Genomic DNA, 22,886 nt, shown 5'->3' with positions numbered 1-22,886 from the left:
TCAATACATGTCAATGATTGAAATGAAAGATGTTGTCAAAAAGTATGACAATGGAACGACAGCTCTTCGAGGAGTGACCGTTCATATTGAACCAGGAGAATTTGCCTATATTGTAGGACCTTCTGGTGCAGGGAAATCAACCTTTATTCGCTTGCTTTACCGTGAGGTGAAACATGATAAAGGAACCTTGAAAGTAGCTGGTTTTGACCTAGATAAAATTAAAAAACGCGATATTCCGATGTTGCGTCGAAATGTTGGGGTAGTCTTCCAAGACTACAAATTGCTTCCTAAAAAGACGGTATATGAAAATATTGCCTACGCAATGGAAGTAATTGGAGAGCGTCGTCGCAACATTAAGAAACGCGTTATGGAAGTGCTAGATCTTGTTGGTTTGAAACACAAGGTTCGTTCATTTCCAAATGAGCTTTCAGGTGGTGAGCAACAACGGATCGCCATTGCGCGTGCTATTGTGAACAATCCTAAAGTATTGATCGCGGACGAACCGACAGGGAACTTGGACCCAGATAATTCTTGGGAAATTATGAACCTCTTGGAGCGAATTAATTTACAAGGAACCACTGTTTTGATGGCGACTCATAATAGCCAAATTGTAAATACACTTCGTCACCGTGTTATCGCCATTGAAAATGGACGTGTTGTACGGGATGAAGCGGAAGGAGAGTACGGATACGATGATTAGAAGATTTTTCCGCCATCTCATTGAATCATTTAAAAGTTTAAAACGGAATGGCTGGATGACCATTGCTGCGGTTAGTTCGGTGATGATTACACTCGGACTAGTAGCGATTTTTGCCTCAGTGATTGCGAATACGATCAAGCTATCAGATGATATTCAAAATAGTGTACGAATTGTTGTCTATATGCGCAAGGATATCCAAGATCAAAGCCCGCAGATAGAAAAAGAAGGGCAGATGGTTGATAATGAAGACTACAAGAAAGTCTATAATGCGTTGACAGCCATGAAGAATGTTGATAAGGTTGAGTTCTCTAGCAAGGAAGAACAATATGAAAACTTGATCAAGACTGCCGGTAACAACTGGAAAATTTTTGATGGGGATGCCAATCCTCTCTATGATGCCTATTTTGTAGAGACAACGGCTCCTAAATATGTGAAAGAAGTTTCCAAAGCCGCTAAGAAAATTGAAGGGGTGTCTGAAGTAAAAGATGGAGGAGTTGATACTCAACGTCTCTTTGCTCTCGGGAACTTCATCCGTATTTGGGGCTTGATTGGTGCCGGTTTACTAATCTTTATCGCAGTCTTCTTGATTTCCAATACGATTCGGATTACCATTATTTCACGGAGTCGAGAAATCAAGATTATGCGTCTGGTAGGTGCTAAGAGTGGCTATATTCGTGCTCCTTTCCTTTTGGAAGGTGCGTGGATTGGCTTGATTGGTGCAATTCCACCTGCTCTCTTGCTCTATTATGTCTATAATATTGTCTACAAGTCCATGTACAATACCCTACAAGATCAGAAATTGTTCTTATACAGTCCAAACATTCTTGTTCCGATTATGGTCGGTGGATTGTTTGGTCTCGGTATTTTAATTGGAGCGATTGGCTCATCTATTTCAATGAGACGTTTTTTGAAGATTTAAGAATATAAAAGAGAGGCTGGGACAAAAGTCCTAGCCTCTCAATTGTCTTTGGATTGTCGAGCAAGACGCAGTGGTTGAGTGGGCTCTACTACGCTAATTTCATCAGCTTTTATAGCCCCTACTCAACTGTGCGGAGGTGGGACGACGAAATCGAATTCTAACGAATGACCGATTTCTGTCCCACTCTCTTTTTTTAACGATTTCGAAAGAAGGGATTAAACATTTTTTCATGACCGATGGTGGTATCATTTCCGTGACCTGGGTAAACTGCGTAAGAGGAGGGAAGAGTGAGCAATTGTGTCTCGATGCTTTCTAGGAGTTGGGGACCGCTTCCTGTCGGCAAATCGGTCCGTCCGATGGTTTCTCGGAAAAGGGCATCACCTGTCAAGACGAGATGATCGTTAGGAAAAACTATAGAGACACCTCCGATGGAATGTCCGGGTGTGTGAAGGACATAAAAATGGAAGTTTTTCAAATGGTAAGCTGTTCGGTAATCAAAATGCTCTTCGGCTGGCTGGCAGATCACATCCATTAAGTCAGAATGGCGGTCTAGCCCGGAAAGATTGTCCACAGGACTTTGGAGCCAGGTCGCTTCATGAGCATCTACATAAACAGGTGGATGGCCATAAGTTTCCCGCACTTTCTCTAAACTCATGATATGGTCGTAGTGGGTATGGGTTAGGAGAATAGCAGCAATTGGTTTTGCGAGATGATCAATGCGCTTTCGGATATCTTCCCAAGCACTGCCAGGGTCAACAACGAGAAGATCGTGCTCGTTTTCAAGTAGGTAGGTGTTTTCATAAGCGATGGGGTTGACAATACGGTGGATTTTCATAAGAGCTCCTTTCTCTATTAGTCTATCAAAAATATTATAAAATAGCTGACTAAAACGCCTCTAGAAACCGAAGAATCATCGCTTGGTTGGATTTGGCTCCTTCAATGTCATAAAAACCCAAGCAAAGCGAGTCGGAAAATGATATAATTTTAAGTGCTATGACGACGAATGTTAAAAGAAAATATGCTGTCGTGGACCTGGAAGCAACCAGTGCAAGCAGCAATGCAAAAATAATTCAAATCGGGATTGTCATCATCCAAGATGGGCAGATTGTAGAGACCTATGAGACAGACGTCAACCCGCATGAACAACTAGACGAACATATTCGCCAACTGACTGGAATTACCAATCAGCAACTAAAAAAGGCTCCTGATTTTTCACAAGTGGCCAGACAAGTTTACGAAATGATTGAAGATGCTGTTTTTGTGGCTCATAATGTCAAATTTGATGCCAATCTCTTGGCAGAATCTTTGTTTTGGGAAGGATTTGAGCTCATAACACCCCGGATCGATACGGTTGAATTGGCTCAAGTCTTTTTCCCAACCTTAGAAAGATACAATTTAAGTAGCTTATGCGAAGAATTAGCGATCCCCTTGGACCATGCCCATTCAGCCATCTCAGATGCCCAAGCAACCGCCCAGCTCTTCCTTAAAATTCGTGAAACGATTGCTTCCCTCCCAAGAGAATTGGTGGAAACCTTGCTGCCATTTTCTGATAATCTAATTTACGAGTCGAGACTCTTGATAGAGGATGCTTTCGAGGATACGGTAGTTTTTCATGGTGAGGACTTAACATCCCATCATGGTATTTTTCTTCGTAAACCTCTTATCAGCAGAGATGCTAAGAATTTTTCTGATCAGTTTGATATTAATATCCAGTTAATGGGGATGGAACCCCGCCCCTTGCAGAAAGAATTTGCTCAGGCAATCGAAGAAAGTCTTCAGTCCTCTAGAGATGTAGCCACCTTTGTTGAGGGTCCTACTGGGATTGGAAAAACCTATGGCTACCTCCTTCCTTTACTAGCGCATACAAAGGACCAGATTGTTGTTAGTGTTCCGACCAAGGTCTTACAAGACCAAATCATGCAGCAGGAAGCAAAGATGATTGAGGACGTTTTTCAGACCTCTTTTCATAGTTTAAAGAGTCCTCAAAATTATTTAAAACTAGATGCCTTCTATCAAATTTTGCATGAACCTGAGGAAAATCGCCTCTGGAATCGGTTCAAAATGCAATTATTGGTCTGGTTGGCTCAAACAAGGACAGGTGATCTAAACGAAGTGGGGCAGCTTCATCGCTACGGGAATTTTGTTCAACGGATCCGTCATGATGGGAACCTATCAAAAAAATCTTTATTTTACACAGAAGATTTTTGGCGTCTCGGTCAAGAAAAAGCCAAAATGAGCCGAGTCGTGCTTACCAATCATGCCTATCTATTGACTCGTTTAGAGGACGATCCTTCATTGGTAGAAAATCGAACCCTAGTGGTGGATGAAGCACAAAAACTTTATTTTTCATTGGAGCAGTTTTCAAGGGCTTCCTTATCACTATCTGATTTCATGCTAGATCTGCAGCGTGAGATAGAAACAGAAAAATCCTTGTTGAAACGGCGAATCCTTGAAAGTCTCCAATTTGAATTGAATGCCATCCTCAAACATCTTGAATCAGGCAACAAAAAGATAGAACTGGGAGCAGAACAGGTTCAAAAGATTCGCCAGGATTTATCTGAACTAGATAGTCCAGTTTTAGCGGAATTAAAAACGGTCTTTGACCCTCGTTTTCAAATTTTTTGGATTGACCGGACACAAGAGGACCAGCATCCGATTATTCGACTGCAATCGGGAAGAGAGGGCTTAGTTTCGCTTCAGGACTTTATTCCGACGACCACCAGACTTCTCTTGGTATCAGCCACCTTATCGATTAGTAAAAAGGTCAACCTAGCTTCGATTTTAGGAATTGAGAACTACCAATTCATTGGGAAAGAACTGTCCTACCATCAAGGTCAAACCATCTTCATTGATCGAGAATTTCCTGATTTGACCAACCTAACTCAAGAGGAATTAGCAATCTCTTTAGCCCGATATTTGGATGAGCTAGCAGCTACTGGCTTGCCTCTCTTTGCCTTGTTTACTTCCAAAGACTTGCTTTTAGCAACTTCACATCAGATGACAGTGAGTCATCTGGCTCAGTATAAAAATGGTGAAGCGGCAAATATTAAACGGCGATTTGATAGAGGGGAAGCTTCCGTCCTTTTAGGATCCGGTAGCTTTTGGGAGGGTGTCGATTTTGCCCAGCAAGCAAAAATCATTCAAGTCATTCCTCGTATTCCTTTTGATAATCCAAGTGATTTTTTCGTACAAAAGCTACATGAAACCTTGCGTCTAGAGGGGAAGAATCCTTTCTATGATTACAGTTTGCCTCTAGCGATTTTACGCCTAAAGCAGGCTCTTGGACGCTCGAGTCGTTCAAGCGAGCAAGAATCTCTGGTTATTTTATTAGATCAACGCTTATTAAACCGTCAATATGGCTCGCAGATTCAAGCCAGTTTGGAGAAAATAGCTCCTCTTGTCATCGCTAAGACAGGAGAAGTAAAAGAAGTTGTTGAACAATTTAGGAGTTAAAATGAATAAAATATCTAATTGGAGCCAGTATCTTCCAGGCCTTATGATTGCAGCTTTTGCAGCAGGACTATCTATGGTATTAGGAAAAGCAGTGCCTATCCTTGGCTCTAGTCTCTTTGCTATCTTGTGTGGTATCCTGTTGAATGCCAGCCAACTTTTGCCTCAAACGAGTAGATCAGGTCTATCCTATTCAGGGAAAAAACTCTTGCAATATTCGATTATCTTAATGGGCTTTACCTTGTCCTTTCAAAAGGTGACCAAATTGGGACTGTCTTCTTTGATCGTTAGTTTACCGACCATCAGTATTGCCTTTCTCTCTGCTTTTGCAGTGGGCTACCTCTTAAAAGCTCCAAAGATCTTAACAGCCTTGGTTGGAATGGGGACAGCAATTTGTGGAGGCTCTGCAATCGCGGCGGCTTCCCCTGTTCTAGAAGCTGATGAAAACGACATCGCTCTGTCCATGTCGACCATCTTTTTCTTCAACATCTTAGCGGTCTTCCTTTTTCCTTTCTTTGGTCACCTTCTTGCGATGACAAATCAGCAATTTGGTTTTTGGGCAGGAACGGCCATTAATGATACTTCATCTGTTGTAGCAGCGGCATTTTCCTATAGTAAAGAAGCTGGTGAAATTGCGACTGTTGTCAAGCTGACACGGGCCTTAATGATTATTCCAATCTGTTTTGGGATGCTGGGGCTAAAGCTTCTAGGACGGACAAAACAGGATCGAGAAGGGAAGCAAGTGAAACTAAGTAAAATCGTTCCTTGGTTTATTTTCTACTTCCTTTTGGCCTCTTTAGTAACCTCCTTTGGCTGGTTTCCAAGTTCTTGGATTCCGTTCTGTAAATGGTTATCGCAATTTTTGATGGCCATGGCCTTGGTTGGCATTGGAAGTCAAGTGTCTATTCAAGCCTTTCGCAAGCAGGGGGTAGCTCCTCTTCTTATTGGCCTTGTTGCCTGGGTAGCTGTATCCATTTCTAGTCTGCTACTTCAATACTTTTTAGGAATCTAAATGAAAGGGAGATGAAATGAAGAGACGTCAGTCTTTCAAACTTAGAGGAGATTTCTCCTTGATCACCACTGTTTTGTTATTATTGGCATTTGGAGTGGTGGCAGTCTACATTGCAGTTTCAAATGATTATCCTGACCTGGTTTGGCCTATTTTAGGGCAACAGGTTGCCTGGATTATTTTGGGCTGTATGATTAGTTTTGTCGTCATGCTTTTTAATACAGAATTTTTATGGAAAGTGACGCCTTATTTGTATGTCTTTGGTTTGGTCTTAATGGTTTTGCCCCTTTATTTTTACAACCCAAACTTGGTTGCTTCGACTGGTTCTAAAAACTGGGTAGCCTACAAGGGGATTAGCCTCTTTCAACCATCAGAATTTATGAAAATTTCTTATATCTTGATGGTCTCTCGTTCGATTGTTCATTTTTTACGAAACAATAGGGACGAAGATCGGACGCTTAAAAAAGACTTTTTTCTAATTGTACAAATTGCGGCCTACACCATACCAGTTCTTGGACTCTTGGCCTTTCAACATGATTTTGGAACTTCCTTGGTATTTATGGCGATTTTCTCAGGAGTCATCCTCATTTCAGGGGTCTCCTGGAAAATCATTTTACCAGTCTTTTTAACCCTCGTAGGTGGGATTGCTCTCTTTTTGGTCGTCTTTCTATCAAACGGTGGGCGAGCCTTTCTCCATCAAACTCTGGGGATGCCTACCTATCAGATGAATCGTATTTTAGCCTGGTTGAATCCTTTTGACTATGCTCAAACTATGACTTTTCAACAGGCTCAAGGCCAGCTAGCGATTGCGAGCGGAGGTCTTTTGGGGCAAGGCTTTAATGTGTCCAACCTGTTGATCCCTGTCCGAGAGAGTGATATGATTTTTACGGTCATTGCGGAAGATTTTGGATTTGTAGGAGGTTTGGTTCTTCTCCTCTTATACATGTTTTTAGTCTATAAAATGTTGCGGATTACTCTGAAATCCAATAACCAGTTTTATACTTATATCTCGACTGGGTTTATTATGATGTTAGTCTTCCACATATTTGAAAATATTGGGGCTGTAACAGGAATATTGCCTCTAACTGGAATTCCCTTGCCTTTTATCTCACAAGGGGGATCAGCTATTGTTAGTAACCTCATTGGGATTGGCTTGTTGTTATCGATGAGCCATCAAAATCGGGTAAGTGAAGAACGAAAAAAAGAAAGTCGACTATTGAGGCAAAAACAACTCAGTCGACTACACGAGAAAGGAATCATTTGATATGGCAAAAGTAGCAGTTATGTTAGCAAGTGGGTTTGAGGAAATAGAAGCCTTGACCGTTGTCGATGTCTTGAGAAGAGCAGAAATCGAGTGTCAGATGGTTGGATTTGATCAAGAAGTGACAGGTTCTCATGGCATCACAGTGAAGGTAGATGAGGTCTGGTCCGGTTCATTGGATCATTTTGATGGCATTGTCCTTCCAGGAGGGATGCCTGGTGCGGCGAATCTACGCGACCATGAAGGCTTGATTCAGTCTTTAAAAGAAGCCCATGAACAAGGAAAAAGTCTTGCGGCTATTTGTGCAGCTCCGATTGTGTTGGATCGGGCAGGCCTGCTAGATAAAAAACACTACACCTGCTATGATGGCTTTGAAAAAGAAATTGGAACAGGACACTATGTGAAAGAAGCGGTGGTTCAGGATGGTCACATCTTGACCAGTCGGGGCCCTGCAACGGCACTTGCTTTTTCTTATGCACTGGTCAACCATTTTGGTGGAGATGCAGCAAAATTAAGAGAAGGCATGCTCTATCAAGATGTTTTTGGAACGTCGGCACCTTAGATGGTGAGAAGAAAAATGAAGGTAGAAATTTCCTGCCTTCATTTTTTATCGTCTGGATTTCTTAAAATATAAATGCTTTTTGAATGAAAGTAAAATAGGAGGGAGAAGACTGTAAAAAAACCGTGAAAACATTGACTTTACAAGCAATTTTTCGAAAATTATGGTATAATTGAAGCTATGGATTATCATGATTTTATATGGGATCTTGGTGGGACTTTATTGGACAATTATGAGACCTCTACAAAAGCTTTTGTAGCGACCTTACAGTATTTCCAAAGGGAGGCTGATCATGATTCTGTTTATGCAGCTTTAAAGGTTTCAACGGATTATGCTGTTCAGCAATTTGCCTCAGACTTTCCAGACTTTTTGGGAGAGTATAAAAAGCGAGAGAAGAAAGCTCTTGAAATCCCCTGCTTATTCGAGGGGACTGAGGAGTTATTGGATCGTCTGACAGCAGACGGAGCCCGTCATTTTTTGGTTTCTCACCGTGACCATCATGTAGAGACCATCCTAGAAAAAACAGGGATTCGTCATTACTTTACAGAAGTAGTGACAGCTGATGACGGTTTTCCACGTAAACCAGATCCTACTTCCATGTTGTATTTAAAAGACAAGTATGCGATTGAGTCAGGCTTGGTGATTGGAGATCGCCCGATCGATATTGAAGCTGGCCAGAGAGCTGGCATGGCGACCTATTTGTTTGACTCAATGGATCAATTAAGTGCCTATATTTTTAATTAGAAAAGGGAAAGAATGACAGAAGAATTGAAACAAGAAACGACTGGCCAAGAATATGATGCCAGTCAGATCCAGGTTTTAGAAGGTTTAGAAGCAGTTCGGATGCGTCCGGGGATGTATATCGGATCCACTTCTAAAGAAGGTCTTCACCATTTGGTCTGGGAAATCGTCGATAACTCTATCGATGAGGCCCTTGCTGGCTTTGCTAGCCATATCGAAGTCTTTATCGAAGCTGATAATTCGATTACAGTCATCGATGATGGACGGGGAATTCCGGTTGATATTCAAGAAAAAACAGGCCGTCCGGCAGTAGAAACTGTCTTTACCGTTCTCCATGCAGGAGGAAAATTTGGCGGTGGTGGTTACAAGGTTTCTGGTGGACTCCATGGTGTTGGATCATCCGTCGTAAATGCCTTGTCGACTCAGCTAGATGTACACGTCCATAAGAATGGCCAAATTCATTACCAAGAATACAAACGCGGTCAAGTCGTTGCAGATCTTGAAGTGATCGGTGAAACAGATCGAACTGGTACTACAGTCCACTTTACTCCAGACCCAGAAATTTTCACAGAAACAACTGAATTTGATTTTGAGAAATTGAACAAACGGATTCAAGAGTTGGCTTTCTTGAACCGTGGTTTACGGATCTCGATTACAGACAAGCGTGAAGGCCAGGAGCAAACGAAAGATTACCACTATGAAGGTGGGATTGCTAGTTATGTAGAATACATCAACGAAAACAAGGATGTCATCTTCGAAACTCCGATTTATACTGATGGCGAAATGGATGATATCACGGTTGAAGTGGCTATGCAGTATACGACTGGTTATCACGAAACCGTCATGAGCTTTGCCAATAACATCCATACCCATGAAGGGGGAACTCATGAGCAAGGTTTCCGTACAGCCTTAACCCGTGTTATCAACGACTATGCTCGTAAGAATAAACTTCTAAAGGACAATGAAGAAAATCTCACAGGGGAAGATGTTCGGGAAGGATTGACAGCCGTCATTTCTGTCAAACACCCAAATCCACAGTTTGAAGGGCAAACCAAGACCAAACTTGGAAACTCTGAAGTGGTGAAGATTACCAACCGTTTGTTCAGCGATGCCTTCTCTGATTTCTTGTTGGAAAATCCGCAGATTGCCAAGAAAATTGTTGAAAAGGGAATTCTGGCTGCAAAAGCGCGTGTTGCTGCTAAGCGAGCCCGTGAAGTCACCCGCAAGAAATCTGGTTTAGAAATCTCAAACCTCCCTGGTAAATTAGCAGACTGTTCATCTAACAATCCAGCTGAGACAGAACTCTTCATCGTCGAAGGAGATTCTGCCGGAGGATCTGCTAAATCAGGTCGGAACCGGGAGTTTCAGGCAATTCTCCCTATTCGTGGGAAAATCCTCAACGTGGAAAAGGCCAGCATGGACAAGATTTTAGCCAACGAAGAAATTCGTAGTCTTTTCACAGCTATGGGAACCGGTTTTGGTGCAGAATTTGATGTATCAAAAGCCCGTTATCAAAAATTAGTCATCATGACGGATGCCGATGTCGATGGAGCCCATATTCGAACCCTCCTCCTAACCTTGATCTATCGCTATATGAAACCCGTTTTGGAGGCTGGCTATGTTTATATCGCCCAACCACCAATTTATGGTGTAAAAGTCGGCAGTGAGATCAAAGAATACATTCAACCAGGAGTCAACCAAGAAGCAGAATTGGCTGCGGCTCTAGAACGCTATTCTGAAGGTCGCTCCAAACCAACGATTCAACGATACAAAGGTTTGGGTGAGATGGATGATCATCAGCTCTGGGAAACAACGATGAACCCAGAACACCGCCTCATGGCTCGTGTAACAGTGGATGATGCAGCAGAAGCAGATAAGATCTTTGATATGCTCATGGGAGATCGAGTAGAACCTCGCCGTGAATTTATCGAAGAAAATGCCGAATATAGTACACTTGATGTATAAAATTCTGCGATATTTGCCAATTATTCGAATATTTATGATATAATAACTACGATTACTTTCAAGTAATTTAATGAAGGAGTTTTTATATGTCTCGTGGACTAATTATTCTCATTATTGTCATTGGGGTCCTTTTGGTTTTAGGATATGTAGTGGCAGTCTTATTGAGAAAGCGTAACGAAGCCTTACTAGCTGCACTGGAAGAACGAAAAGAAGAGTTGTATAACCTTCCAGTAAATGATGAAGTAGAGGCTGTGAAGAATATGCATTTGATTGGTCAAAGTCAAGTTGCATTTCGTGAATGGAATCAAAAATGGGTGGACCTATCCCTCAATTCTTTTGCCGATATTGAGAACAACCTCTTTGAAGCAGAAGGCTACAACAATTCTTTCCGCTTTTTAAAAGCCAAGCAAGCAATTGGAAATATTGAGAGTCAGATTCAATTAATTGATGAAGATATCAAGGCCATCCGTCAAGCTTTATCTGAATTAAAAGAAAAAGAAGAAATGAATAGCGGTCGAGTTGTTCATGCCTTGGATATGTTTGAAAACTTGCAAAAACAAGTGGCTTCTGATCCAGATGCGTATGGCCCAGCGCTTCCCGAAATTGAGAAGCAATCTGAAAATATTCAAGTTGAGTTTTCAAAATTTGTAACCTTGAATTCATCAGGTGACCCTGTTGAAGCTGCTGAAATTCTTGACACAGCAGAAAACCATATTGTAGCCTTGACTCACATTGTTGAAAAAGTTCCTGCAATTGTGAAGGATCTACAAACAACTCTTCCTGACCAATTGGAAGATTTGGAATCTGGTTATCGCAAACTATTGGAATCTGGTTATCATTTTACAGAGACCGACTTGGAAGCACGTTTCCAACAACTGCATGCGGCATTGAAAGCCAATCTTGCCAATGTTGCTGCTCTTGAATTAGATAATGCACTCTATGAGAATGAGCAGATTCAAGAAGAAATCAACGCCTTGTATGATATTTTCACTCGTGAAATCGAATCACACAAAGTGGTTGAAAAATTGGTCAAAGCATTACCAGGTTACCTTGCCCATGCTAAGGAAAATAATAAGAGTTTAGCAGAAGAAGTTGAACGTCTCAGCAAAATATTTGAAAGCAAAGTACTCAAGGAAAATCACTTGAAGGAGTTAGAAGCTGAATTAACAGCTCAAGAGCTTGTTGTAGAGGATGCCTTGAAGGATACATCTGAAACTCAAAAAGCTTACTCTATTCTTCAAGAAGAGTTAGAAGCGATTGAAGAACGTCTGAAGGAAATTGAAGATGATCAAATTGCACTGAGCGAAACCTTGTCTAAGATTGAGAAAGACGATACGAATGCTCGTCAAAAGGTAAATATCTACGCCAACCGTTTGCATGCTATTAAGCGCTACATGGATAAGCGTAACTTACCTGGAATTCCTCAATCCTTCCTTACTATCTTCTTCACTGCAAGTGATAACACAGAAGCTCTCTTGGCTGAGTTAGAAGGTCGTCGTGTCAATATTGAAAACGTCAATCGTCTCCTGGATATTTTGACCAACGATATGACAGAGTTAGAGGAAGAAACTTATAAACTGGTACAATACGCTACTCTAACAGAGCAGTTGCTTCAATACTCAAATCGTTATCGTTCCTTCGATGATCATGTCCAAGCAGCTTTTGATGAAGCTTTGTACATTTTTGAAAAAGAGTATGACTATCCTGCTTCCTTCAAAGTCATTTCAGAAGCATTGGAAACAGTAGAACCAGGAGTAACAGAGAGATTTGTTAGCTCATATGAAAAAACAAGAGAATCCATCCGATTCTAATCCAAAACATCCAGGAGAATATTCCTGGATGTTTTTTTATGGAGATAAGGTGTGATGGAAAATACCAACATAGAAAGAGATAAAGGAGGTGACTCCATGAAAATTTTAATTGCTCCAGATTCATTCAAAGAGTGCCTACCCGCGAAAGAAGTAGCGGAAATGATTGCGGAAGGCTTGCGACAGTCTATTATCGATGTAGAACCGATTACTTGTCCTATTGGAGATGGAGGGGAAGGGACAGTGGATGCCATCCGATACTCGTTAGACTTGAAGGAAACCTTTGCCCTTGTTACAGGTCCATTTGGAAAGCCGGTAGAAATGCGGTATGTGGAGAAGGAAACTCTGGCTCTCTTTGAAGTAGCCGACTTGATCGGCTTAGGAAAAATTCCAGTTGATCAACGTCATCCACTTGACATAGAGACCCGAGGAATTGGAGAACTGATCTGTTATTTGATCAATAAAGGAAAAAAGGATATTTATATCGGGGTTGGAGGAACAGCCACCAATGATGGTGGGCTTGGTCTTGCAGTAGGTCTAGGCTATCAATTGTATGATAGAGAAGGAAAGCAATTGAAGGCCTGTGGACAAAGTCTTTTAAAGTGTGATTCCATCCGTAAAGAGAAAGCGATAAAGATTCCAGAGGATGTCCAGATACATATCTTAGCAGACGTGTCGAACCCTCTATGTGGACTAGATGGAGCAACCTATATTTTTGGAAAACAAAAGGGGCTTAGCCCCACTATGTTTGATAAAGTGGATCAAGCTATTTACAGCTTTTATGAAAAGAACTGTCCTAGTGTGTTGACCCAAGCAGGGATGGGAGCTGGTGGTGGCCTTGCGGCAGGTCTCTGTGCCTTCGCGCATGCAAGGATTGTTTCAGGAATTGAAACTTGTTTAGAGCTAATCGACTTTGACTCAAAGGTAGCAAATGCAGACTTGGTCATTGTCGGTGAGGGGCGACTGGACCATCAAAGTCTATCAGGAAAAGCTCCGATAGGAGTTGCGAGACGAACCCCAAAGGGAATCCCTGTCATAGCTATTTGTGGAAGTCTTGCAGATGATTTACCAAGTCTCCCATTTGAAAATATAGTCGGAGCTTTTTCCATAACGAAACACCCTGATAGTTTAGACCAACTTCTGAAGAACGCAAGGGAAAATCTTCTCTTTACAGCTAGAAATATCGGAAATCTATTAAGCATAGAGAGTGGGACAGAAATCGGTCATTCGTTAGAATTCGATTTCGTCGTCCCACCTCCGCACAGTTGAGTGGGGCTGTAAAAGCTGATGAAATCAGCGCAGTAGAGCCCACTCAACCACTGCGTCTTGCTCGACAATCCAAAGACAATTAAGAGGCTAGGACTTTTGTCCCAGCCTCTATGTAATATTTTACGATTGATAAAAATGACTATGTGACAGTCATGATCAACCAAACCATTTCTTCCAAAGAGAAGGTTTGCTCGGTTTCTTTTCTTCCTCCCAGAGATCTGCAAAAGCAGAGCGAAGGTCCTTGTCAGTAGTGGTCACTGGTGCATCTGTATGTATCACGAGCCCAAAAGGAGAGGAGTCGTGATCTTCCGAAACAATGGTCGCCTGGCAACCGAACTCTTTTGCTTGTTTTAGATAGCTCAATTGGACGCTAGAATCAACATTTGGGGAGATTTTTACAAAGAGAGGGTCAGCTTGCTCACTGAAGCTTTTAAGCACCTTCAAAAAGCCCTTTTGAAGCTGAGGACTGTTGCTTGTTCTTAAATCAGCATACCCTAGGACGCGCTCTTCAAAAGTACCTAGAAAGCGACGTTGTTCATCAGGATTTAATTTTAAGCCACCGTGGGCCTTTTCCATAATTTCTTTAGATAGATCAGTCATAAGAATAGTATATCATACTTTAACTACAAAATGACAAACGAATGGAGCTGGATTTCAAGATAAAGAAAGCGATTTCTTGCTAAAGTTAAGGAAAATCTGCACAAAGATAACGTTTTTTCTTGAAAAACGCGTATTTTTAAGGTATCATAGAGGTGTAAAAAATTTAAACTCAAAGGAGAGTAAGAAATGTCAATTATTACTGATGTTTACGCTCGCGAAGTCCTAGACTCACGCGGTAACCCAACACTTGAAGTAGAAGTTTATACTGAATCAGGTGCTTTCGGACGTGGTATGGTTCCATCTGGAGCTTCTACTGGTGAACACGAAGCGGTTGAACTTCGCGACGGTGACAAATCTCGTTACGGTGGTCTTGGAACTCAAAAAGCTGTTGACAATGTAAACAACATCATTGCTGAAGCAATCATCGGTTACGATGTTCGTGATCAACAAGCTATTGACCGTGCAATGATCGCTCTTGACGGTACTCCTAACAAAGGTAAATTGGGTGCGAACGCAATCCTTGGTGTGTCTATCGCTGTAGCTCGTGCTGCTGCTGACTACCTTGAAATCCCACTTTACAGCTACCTTGGTGGATTCAACACTAAAGTTCTTCCAACTCCAATGATGAACATCATCAACGGTGGTTCTCACTCAGATGCTCCAATTGCTTTCCAAGAGTTTATGATCTTGCCAGTTGGTGCACCTACATTTAAAGAAGCTCTTCGTTACGGTGCTGAAATCTTCCACGCTCTTAAGAAAATCCTTAAATCACGTGGTTTGGAAACTGCCGTAGGTGACGAAGGTGGATTCGCTCCTCGTTTCGAAGGAACTGAAGATGGTGTTGAAACTATCCTTGCTGCGATCGAAGCTGCTGGATATGTACCAGGTAAAGACGTATTCATCGGATTTGACTGTGCATCATCAGAATTCTACGATAAAGAACGTAAAGTCTACGACTACACTAAATTCGAAGGTGAAGGCGCTGCTGTTCGTACATCTGCAGAACAAATCGACTACCTTGAAGAATTGGTTAACAAATACCCAATCATCACTATCGAAGATGGTATGGATGAAAATGACTGGGAAGGTTGGAAAGCTCTTACTGAACGTCTTGGTAAGAAAGTCCAATTGGTTGGTGACGACTTCTTCGTAACAAACACTGACTACCTTGCACGTGGTATCCAAGAAGGTGCTGCTAACTCAATCCTTATCAAAGTTAACCAAATCGGTACTCTTACTGAAACTTTCGAAGCTATCGAAATGGCTAAAGAAGCTGGTTACACTGCCGTTGTATCACACCGTTCAGGTGAAACTGAAGATTCAACAATCGCTGACATCGCAGTTGCAACAAACGCAGGACAAATCAAGACTGGTTCACTTTCACGTACTGACCGTATCGCTAAATACAACCAATTGCTTCGTATCGAAGATCAACTTGGTGAAGTAGCTGAATACCGTGGATTGAAATCATTCTACAACTTGAAAAAATAAGCTAGTTTACTAGACTAAAAAGATCCTTGAGTTTTCTCAAGGATCTTTTTTTGCTATCGAGCTAAACAAAAATTCTCAACCATGTGGTTGAGAATTTTAGTGATTAGAATAAACCTTTGATTTTGTCTACAGCACCACTTACTAGATCGTTTCCAGCAACAAGAGCTTTTGCTTATTCTAAGTAGTCACCAAGGTTATCCTTGTTGTCATCGATAAATTTTTTAGCAGCATCGAAATCTTTCTTTTCGATCATTTCTTTGACTTGGTTAAATAAATCCATTGGGTTCATGAGTTTTCTCCTATAACCTATTTATTATTATCACTATTTAATCATTTTTCAACCAAACTAGCAAGCGTTTTGATTGTTAGTTGAAGAGGACACAAACCGCCTCTGGGACGTGGAAATCATGGCTTAATTCAGTCAATCGACCACTTGCTTTATCGCGTTTAAAAACAGTGGCATTGTCTGAATCTTGATGAACTGCAATGAGATATTCTTGGTCCGGACTAAGAATGAAATCACGTGGATTGAGTCCATTGGTTGGAACGATTTCTAGAAGCACTAAGCTACCATCTGCCAAGATTTCATAAACTGCAATGGAGTTATGGGCACGATTTGAGGCATAGAGGAATTTCCCATCCTCTGAGAGGCGAATAGCAGCGGCCCATTTTTGACCTTCATAATCTTTAGGTAGGGTTGAGATGGTTTGGAAATGTTCAAAGTAGCCAAGTCCGTCATAGAAAAGGACATCGATGGTAGCGTTTAATTCGTTAATGAGGTAGGCGGTCTTGTAATGAGAGTGGAAAATGATATGACGTGGACCAGCACCTGGAGCTGTTTGATAGGTTTGAGTCTTCGTTAGTTTACCAAGATCATCGACTTGATAGACCACTACTTGATCGGTACCCAAATCACAAGTGATGAGTAGCTTATCGGGAGTGAGATCTGCATAATGTACATGGGGACTCGCTTGGTTTTCGTGAGGTCCAGAACCCTGATGAGTCGCTTGGTCGACAAAGGTTAAATGACCATCTTCATGGATGCGATATGAGAGGACTTGTCCCTTGTGGTAGTTAGCTCCATAGACCAAGCCACGCGCCTCATCAACAGAGACATAACAGAGGGGCGCCCCTTCCTCGACCACATGATTGATTAACTGGTGATCAGGACTAAAGCTTGCAATGCCGCCAAGACCTTGCTCCGCACCCACACTGTATAAGAAACCAGCTTTTGAAAAAGCGAGATAGGTTGGGTTTGGCTCTTGAGCAACTAGTTCTAAGTCGCTAAGTTGACCAGTTCTTTCATCGAAGGAAGCCTTATAAATTCCTTTAGAGTCTCGTTTGGTATAGGTTCCGAAATAAATATCTTGCATCACATGCACCTCGACTTTGTTGATAGCTCCATTATATCAGAAAAGAAGGGGATGGAAAACGATTAGGTGAAGGATTGACAAGCTAAGCATTAAAAAAAAGCTCACATTTCAGCTATATCGTGAAATTATGGACTAAAAATGCTAAAATAAAGACAGATTGAAAACGAAGGAGATTCCCGTGGAACATAAAGAAAAAGATTTTAGTTTATCCTGGTTTTTTAAATGGTTTGTAGATAATAAAGCCATTACTGTTTTTCTAGTAACCTTACTGATGGGATTGAATATTTTAGTTCTCAGCAAGATTAGTTTTATTTTTACACCCCTGTTAGAGTTCGGAGCAGCAGTCATGCTGCCAGTCATTATTTCAGGGCTCCTCTATTATTTGTTAAATCCAATCGTCGACTTTTTGGAAAGGCACCGGGTCAAACGGATTATTGCAATTTCCATCGTCTTTATTTTGATCGCGCTTCTCATTTTATGGGGCTTGGCTGTCGCTATTCCAGCCATTCAACGTCAGGTTCTTAGTTTTATGAAGAACCTGCCAGATTACTTGGAAAAGGCCAATAGGACCATCGATGATGTCTTAGACAACAAAGTGTCTCCAGAAATCAAGCCTCAGCTGGATGAATGGACCAGCCAATTGTCGCAGAATATTACCAGTTGGGCGAGTTCTTTTTCCGCCCGAGCAGTCAACTGGGTCAGCAATCTGATTACTGTCGCCTCTCAGGTCATTATCGCTTTGATTATTATGCCTTTTATCGTCTTCTATCTTTTGAGAGATGGAAAGAACTTAAAAGGGCAAATCATCCGTTTCTTGCCAACCAAGATTCGTAAATCTGCAGACAAAGTCCTGTCTGATGTCAATACACAATTGGCCAATTATGTCAGAGGTCAGATTACTGTTGCTATCATCGTAGCTTTAATGTTTATTCTTTTGTTTAAGATCATTGGGCTTCGTTACGCTGTGACACTCGGTGTAACCGCTTGTTTTTTGAACTTGATACCATACTTGGGTAGCTTCTTGGCCATGCTCCCAGCCTTAGTCTTGGGGTTGGTGGCAGGACCAGAGATGTTTGTCAAAGTCGTCATTGTCTTTATTGTTGAGCAAACCATCGAGGGACGTTTCGTTTCCCCATTTGTCTTGGGGAGTCAGCTCAATATCCACCCAATCACGATTCTGTTTGTATTGATTACTTCTGGCTCTATGTTTGGAATCTGGGGAGTCTTCTTAGGAATCCCGGTTTATGCTTCGGCTAAAGTAGTCATCAGTGCTCTATTTGAATGGTACAAAGAGGTCAGTGGTTTGTACGAAAAGGACGAAGTTGAGGAAATTCAAAGTGAAGAATAGTCAAAAAATTTTAGAAGCAATTGAGAAACAAGAGCTAGATCGTCTGCCAGCTTATTTGGATAAGGCTTTGCTAGAAGATGATCCAGCTACCTTGTTAGAATTGGGACAATATTTTGAAAGTATTGGTTTTTACCCAGAAGCCAAGCAAACCTACTTGCATCTGAGAGATGATTTTCCAGAGGTCTATCTGAGTCTAGCCACTATCGTAGCGGAAGATGGCCAAATGGAAGAAGCCTTTGCTTATTTGGAAGAAATCCCGGAAAGTTCGGAATGGTATCTAGCCAGTCTCTTAGTCAAGGCAGACCTCTACCAAAGTGAGGGCTTGGCAGATGTGGCTCGAGAAAAACTGATGGAAGCAGCGACTCTTTCAGATGACCCTATTATTCAACTAGGCTTGGCAGAGATTGATTTAGAACTTGAAAATTACCAAGAAGCCATTCAAGAGTATGCTCAGTTAGACAACCGTCTCATTTTAGAAGAAACGGGCATTTCCACCTACCAGCGGATTGGATATGCTTATGCGAATCTGGGTCGGTTTGAGTCTGCTATTGAGTTTCTAGAAAAGGCCTTGGAAATTGAGTTTGATGACCAGATTGCCTATGAATTGGCAACCCTTCTCTCTGACCGAGAAGAGTATCAACGTGCTCTGATTTACTTTAAGCAGATCGATACACTGTCGCCAGACTTTGAAGGGTATGAATACGGCTATGCCTTGGCTCTACAAGCTGAAAATGACCGAGAAACAGCGTTAGCAATAACAGAGCAAGGGATCCAAAAGAATCCTTTTGACGCTTATCTCCTCCTTCTAGCCTCCCAATTGGCCTACGAGTTGCACCAGCCAGAAAAAGCAGAGAAGTATTTGTTAGAAGCCAAAGAAGTTGCTGAGGATCTTGAAGATATCGCCCTTCGCCTAACAACTCTTTATTTGGAACAGGAACGCTATGAAGACGTCCTTGAATGGCAAGAAGTGGAAGTGGAAAATGTCGTCACCCGTTGGAATATCGCTCGTGCCTTGGTAGCACTCGAAGAGGTTGAAAAAGCGGCTCCGATCTATGAAGAGCTCTTCCCAGATTTGAAAGAAAATCCAGAGTACTTAGAAAGCTATAGTTACCTCTTGAGAGAGTTGGGTTATGTCGCAAAAGCCCGGGAAGTGGCAGAAGGCTATTTGCAGCTAGTCCCAGATGATGGGCAAATGCAAGCTTTCTATGAGAGCCTGTTAGAAGATTAACTACTTGACCCTTGAAGGGCGGGAATCAGAACAAGTGTGCATCCTTGTTCTGGCCCGCTCTTTTTTTAATCAGTCTTTTCTGTTATTGTCTTTGAGAATGTGGTATACTGGAAGGGCTGAAAAGAAGACAAGATGAATGAGGGAGAAGATAATGGAACCGGTGAAATTGTTTCAATACAATACCTTGGGGGCTTTGATGGCTGGTCTCTATGGAGGATCCTTTACCATTAAAGAATTACTAGAGCATGGAGATCTTGGAATTGGGACCCTGGACTCCATTGATGGCGAACTGATTGTCTTAGATGGCAAGGCCTACCAAGCTAAGGGATCAGGAGAGGAGCCAGAGATTGTGGAAGTGGCCCCGGATGCGACAGTCCCTTATGCGGCCATCGTTCCCCATCAGGCCGAAGTGATTTTTCGTCAGCGCTTTGAAATGACGGATGAGGAATTAGAGGCTCGCATTGAATCTTATTATGATGGCGAAAATTTGTTTCGTTCCATCAAGATTCACGGTGATTTTGTCAAGATGCATGTGCGTATGATTCCCAAATCAACTTCAGACACCAAATTTGCAGATGTGGCGACCCATCAGCCTGAATTTACGCGAGAAAATGTTACAGGAACTATTGTTGGTTTTTGGACACCAGAGATTTTCCATGGGGTCAGTGTAGCAGGCTATCACCTTCACTTTATCTCAGATGACCATACCTTCGGAGGTCATGTCATGGATTTTGTTATCAAAGAAGGGATTGTTGAAGTTGGGGCCATTGATCAATTGGATCAACGTTTCCCTGTCCAGGATCGCCAATATCTCTTTGCTAAGTTTAATGTTGACCAGGTCAAAGAGGATATCAATAAAGCAGAATAAAAGGTTGACGTCGCTCAACCTTTTAAAATGTAGACAAAGTTATTTTACATATAAGAACCTTAGTATGCTTAAAAAATGAGGTATACTTTGAGGTTCATTCAAACATACACTGAAACTTTTTATCATCAATATGAGAAAAGCTGGGACAAAAGTCCCAGCCTCTTTTTTATTATTCATTTATACGCATGGATTTAATTTTTTCTTCTTCAGGAGTGACCCGTAGTGTTTTCTGACCAGTATAGGTTACAAAGCCAGGTTTTCCTCCGGTCGGTTTGTTAAGTTTCTTGGTTTCAATCATGTCGACTTGGACCAGATTAGAGAGGCGTCCCTTAGAGAAATAGGCCGCTAGCTCAGCTGCATCTGTCTTGACCTCATCTGAAGGATTGAGGTTACCAGTAATAACCACGTGACTACCTGGAATATCCTTGGCGTGGAACCAGAGTTCATCTTTCTTAGCCATCTTAAAGGTCAATTCTTCGTTTTGAAGATTGTTTCGGCCGACCAAGATAATGGTTTTTCCGTCAGAAGCTAAATACTTCTCTGGTTTTTTGCGTTTGTGGATCTTTTCTCGGTTGCGTCGTTTGATAAAGCCTGTTTGGATCAGCTCTTCTCGAATCTCGGCGACTTCAGAAAGGCTTGCTTGGGCTAGAGCTGTTTCGACTGTTTCCAGGTAGGAGATGGTTTCCTTGGTTTCCTGGATGAGAGAGGTCAAATGTTTAACAGCTTCTTTTAACTTCTGGTAACGCTTGAAGTAGCGTTGCGCATTTTGACTGGGGGTCAAAGCCTTATCCAAAGCAATGGTTATAGGTTGATTGGTATAGTAGTTGTCCAAGGTGACCTGATCTTGATCATTTGGGACTTGATGGAGGAAGGTGGTGAGAAGCTCCCCTTTTTGCCGGAAGTCTTCGGCATTTTCTGTCGCTGCCAGTTCGGCTTCCTGTTTGGCCAACTTTTTCCGGTTTTTTTCTAGTTCATTGTCCACCTTGCGGATGAGTTCTCCAGCTTGTTGTTGGACACGGTCGCGCTCGGCCTTATCCAAGTAATAGTGGTCGAGTAGATCCGATAAGGTCTCAAAGGTTTCCTCCTGGCTATCAGCAAAAGCGAGAGCAGCAAAGGATTTTTTCGTTAGACGAGGATCTGTTGGAGCTTCAAAGAATGCTCGGAAGGTTTTTAGTTTTTCTCCAGTTTCTAATCGACTGGCCAATTCTTGAGCAGTATCTCGACCAAGACCCTGGAAATGAGTTTGAAGGTTTTTAGGTGTCAACTCTTCCCGGTGGAGAAAGGCGAATAATGCTTCGTCCTTGATTGTAAAAGGGTTGACCGCCTCCGTTTTTGGAGGAGCTAGATAGGTCGAGCCTGGCAAGATAGTCCGGTAGCTATTTTGAGAGAAGCCAACATGTTTGATTGCTTCGATAATTTTTCCAGTTGCCTTGTCCAGAAGAATGATATTGCTGTGCTTGCCCATGATTTCAATAATCAAAGTCACAGAGATATCATCTCCAATTTCATTTTTATTAGAGACAGCGATTTCTAAGATGCGGTCATTCTCCACTTGCTGGATCTGCTCAATGACTGCTCCTTGGAGATACTTGCGCATGACCATGATAAAGGTATTGGGGAAGGCAGGATTCTCGAAGTTGGTCTGGGTCCGTTGGATCCGTCCAAAAACAGAGTGAGAAGAAAGCAAGAGTTTTTGATTCTTGCGGTTGCTACGAATTTGTAAAACCAACTCTTGTTCAAAGGGTTGGTTAATTTTTTGGATGCGACCATTTAAGAGTTCGCTTTGTAATTCATCCACCATATGGTGTAAAAAAAATCCATCAAAAGACATGGGTTTCCTCAACATTCTAGACTAGTTCTAGTAAATTATATCAAAAAAGTGGCTGAAAACCTAGGAAGAAGAAGGACAAACATTTTGCAAAAACAACCTCACTAGGAAAAGAATTTCAGGAAATGCCGAACGTTTTCAAAAAAAACATAAAAAAGTATTGACAAGGCTTACAGAAACATTTACAATGGATTCAATTAGAAAAGTAGTAAATGAAAATTTATTAGAGAGCTCACGGTTGGTGGAAGTGGGTAGTGGACATTTATGAAATTGGACTAATGATGAGATGAATTTGAAACAATAAAAATTCGGTCGGCACACCTTATCGTGCAACTTGTTGCTAGACAAGACAGAGATGTGGGAGGAGTTTATCCATTTTCCCATAAGTGAGGTGGCACCGCGATGACACGTCCTCACATAGCTTTCGCTATGTGTGGGCGTGTTTTTTGTTTCAAGAAAGAAGGGAGAA

Annotated in this window: 18 protein-coding genes, 1 pseudogene and 1 other annotated feature; of the genes and pseudogenes, 14 read left to right on the top strand and 5 right to left on the bottom strand. The window is 41.8% G+C overall.

All coding sequences use genetic code 11. The features are described 5' to 3' along the window. Nucleotides 1-7 precede the first annotated feature (7 nt). Together ftsE and ftsX are read left to right on the top strand one after the other, a co-directional pair. Nucleotides 8-700, top strand: a complete 693-nt coding sequence (gene ftsE, locus D8785_RS02055; RefSeq protein ID WP_023023829.1) for a cell division ATP-binding protein FtsE — start codon at nucleotides 8-10, stop codon at nucleotides 698-700. Then, a complete protein-coding gene (ftsX, locus tag D8785_RS02050) occupies nucleotides 693-1,619 on the top strand; it encodes a permease-like cell division protein FtsX (protein ID WP_123160463.1) in 927 nt (308 codons plus the stop codon). Before ftsE ends, ftsX begins: the two co-directional genes overlap by 8 nt. Nucleotides 1,620-1,812: 193 nt before the next feature. On the opposite strand, the gene D8785_RS02040 is transcribed toward ftsX, so the two are convergent. Beyond that, a complete protein-coding gene (locus tag D8785_RS02040; protein WP_125374309.1) occupies nucleotides 1,813-2,454 on the bottom strand; it encodes an MBL fold metallo-hydrolase in 642 nt (213 codons plus the stop codon). A gap of 158 nt (nucleotides 2,455-2,612) precedes the next feature. On the opposite strand from D8785_RS02040, the gene D8785_RS02035 reads away from it, so the two are divergent. The 8 genes from D8785_RS02035 to D8785_RS02000 all read left to right on the top strand — a co-directional run bounded on the left by D8785_RS02035 (nucleotide 2,613) and on the right by D8785_RS02000 (nucleotide 13,681). Continuing rightward, nucleotides 2,613-5,072, top strand: a complete 2,460-nt coding sequence (locus D8785_RS02035; RefSeq protein ID WP_125374308.1) for a bifunctional DnaQ family exonuclease/ATP-dependent helicase — start codon at nucleotides 2,613-2,615, stop codon at nucleotides 5,070-5,072. 1 nt (nucleotide 5,073) lies between these two features. Continuing rightward, complete coding sequence (locus D8785_RS02030) at nucleotides 5,074-6,081, top strand: YeiH family protein (RefSeq protein WP_125374307.1); 1,008 nt, start codon at nucleotides 5,074-5,076, stop codon at nucleotides 6,079-6,081. Nucleotides 6,082-6,097: 16 nt separating this feature from the next. Further along, nucleotides 6,098-7,342, top strand: coding sequence for an FtsW/RodA/SpoVE family cell cycle protein (locus D8785_RS02025; protein ID WP_125374306.1), 1,245 nt, complete (start codon nucleotides 6,098-6,100; stop codon nucleotides 7,340-7,342). A 1-nt stretch (nucleotide 7,343) separates the two neighbouring features. Beyond that, complete coding sequence (locus tag D8785_RS02020) at nucleotides 7,344-7,901, top strand: DJ-1 family glyoxalase III (RefSeq protein ID WP_125374305.1); 558 nt, start codon at nucleotides 7,344-7,346, stop codon at nucleotides 7,899-7,901. A 177-nt stretch (nucleotides 7,902-8,078) separates the two neighbouring features. Next, nucleotides 8,079-8,642 (top strand): HAD-IA family hydrolase, encoded by a 564-nt coding sequence (locus D8785_RS02015; RefSeq protein WP_120701770.1) that lies wholly within the window; start codon nucleotides 8,079-8,081, stop codon nucleotides 8,640-8,642. Nucleotides 8,643-8,654: 12 nt separating this feature from the next. Then, nucleotides 8,655-10,604, top strand: a complete 1,950-nt coding sequence (gyrB, locus tag D8785_RS02010; protein ID WP_023023814.1) for a DNA topoisomerase (ATP-hydrolyzing) subunit B — start codon at nucleotides 8,655-8,657, stop codon at nucleotides 10,602-10,604. A gap of 86 nt (nucleotides 10,605-10,690) precedes the next feature. Next, on the top strand, nucleotides 10,691-12,415 hold the full coding sequence (ezrA, locus tag D8785_RS02005) for a septation ring formation regulator EzrA (RefSeq protein WP_125374304.1): 1,725 nt from the start codon (nucleotides 10,691-10,693) through the stop codon (nucleotides 12,413-12,415). A 96-nt stretch (nucleotides 12,416-12,511) separates the two neighbouring features. Beyond that, nucleotides 12,512-13,681 (top strand): glycerate kinase, encoded by a 1,170-nt coding sequence (locus D8785_RS02000; protein ID WP_125374303.1) that lies wholly within the window; start codon nucleotides 12,512-12,514, stop codon nucleotides 13,679-13,681. Nucleotides 13,682-13,837: 156 nt separating this feature from the next. Here D8785_RS02000 and D8785_RS01995 read toward each other — a convergent pair whose 3' ends face one another. After that, entirely contained in the window at nucleotides 13,838-14,281 is a 444-nt protein-coding gene (locus tag D8785_RS01995; protein ID WP_125374302.1) for a DUF1694 domain-containing protein, read from the bottom strand. Nucleotides 14,282-14,467: 186 nt separating this feature from the next. Between D8785_RS01995 and eno the strand changes: the two genes are divergently transcribed. After that, nucleotides 14,468-15,772: a surface-displayed alpha-enolase gene (gene eno / locus D8785_RS01990; protein WP_006597394.1), complete on the top strand. Its 1,305-nt coding sequence runs from the start codon at nucleotides 14,468-14,470 to the stop codon at nucleotides 15,770-15,772. 103 nt (nucleotides 15,773-15,875) lie between these two features. Here the strand turns inward: eno and D8785_RS01985 are convergent. Continuing rightward, a pseudogene (locus D8785_RS01985) lies at nucleotides 15,876-16,061 on the bottom strand (hypothetical protein). 76 nt (nucleotides 16,062-16,137) lie between these two features. Further along, nucleotides 16,138-17,148 (bottom strand): lactonase family protein, encoded by a 1,011-nt coding sequence (locus D8785_RS01980; RefSeq protein WP_181971073.1) that lies wholly within the window; start codon nucleotides 17,146-17,148, stop codon nucleotides 16,138-16,140. A 175-nt stretch (nucleotides 17,149-17,323) separates the two neighbouring features. Between D8785_RS01980 and D8785_RS01975 the strand changes: the two genes are divergently transcribed. From D8785_RS01975 to budA, 3 genes are all read left to right on the top strand, one after another. Next, a complete protein-coding gene (locus D8785_RS01975; protein WP_125374301.1) occupies nucleotides 17,324-18,493 on the top strand; it encodes an AI-2E family transporter in 1,170 nt (389 codons plus the stop codon). Then, nucleotides 18,483-19,721: a tetratricopeptide repeat protein gene (locus D8785_RS01970; RefSeq protein ID WP_125374300.1), complete on the top strand. Its 1,239-nt coding sequence runs from the start codon at nucleotides 18,483-18,485 to the stop codon at nucleotides 19,719-19,721. Before D8785_RS01975 ends, D8785_RS01970 begins: the two co-directional genes overlap by 11 nt. A gap of 151 nt (nucleotides 19,722-19,872) precedes the next feature. Continuing rightward, on the top strand, nucleotides 19,873-20,589 hold the full coding sequence (budA, locus tag D8785_RS01965; protein WP_125374299.1) for an acetolactate decarboxylase: 717 nt from the start codon (nucleotides 19,873-19,875) through the stop codon (nucleotides 20,587-20,589). A 169-nt stretch (nucleotides 20,590-20,758) separates the two neighbouring features. Here budA and D8785_RS01960 read toward each other — a convergent pair whose 3' ends face one another. After that, nucleotides 20,759-22,420, bottom strand: a complete 1,662-nt coding sequence (locus D8785_RS01960) for an Rqc2 family fibronectin-binding protein (protein WP_125374298.1) — start codon at nucleotides 22,418-22,420, stop codon at nucleotides 20,759-20,761. Nucleotides 22,421-22,600: 180 nt separating this feature from the next. After that, nucleotides 22,601-22,835: a binding site (T-box leader), on the top strand. Nucleotides 22,836-22,886 lie beyond the last annotated feature (51 nt).

It is taken from the genome of Streptococcus australis (assembly GCF_003943615.1).
GTDB lineage: Bacteria > Bacillota > Bacilli > Lactobacillales > Streptococcaceae > Streptococcus > Streptococcus australis_C.
The sequence above is the reverse complement of the archived record's forward strand: the minus strand, read 5'-3'. Positions and strand labels throughout refer to the sequence as shown.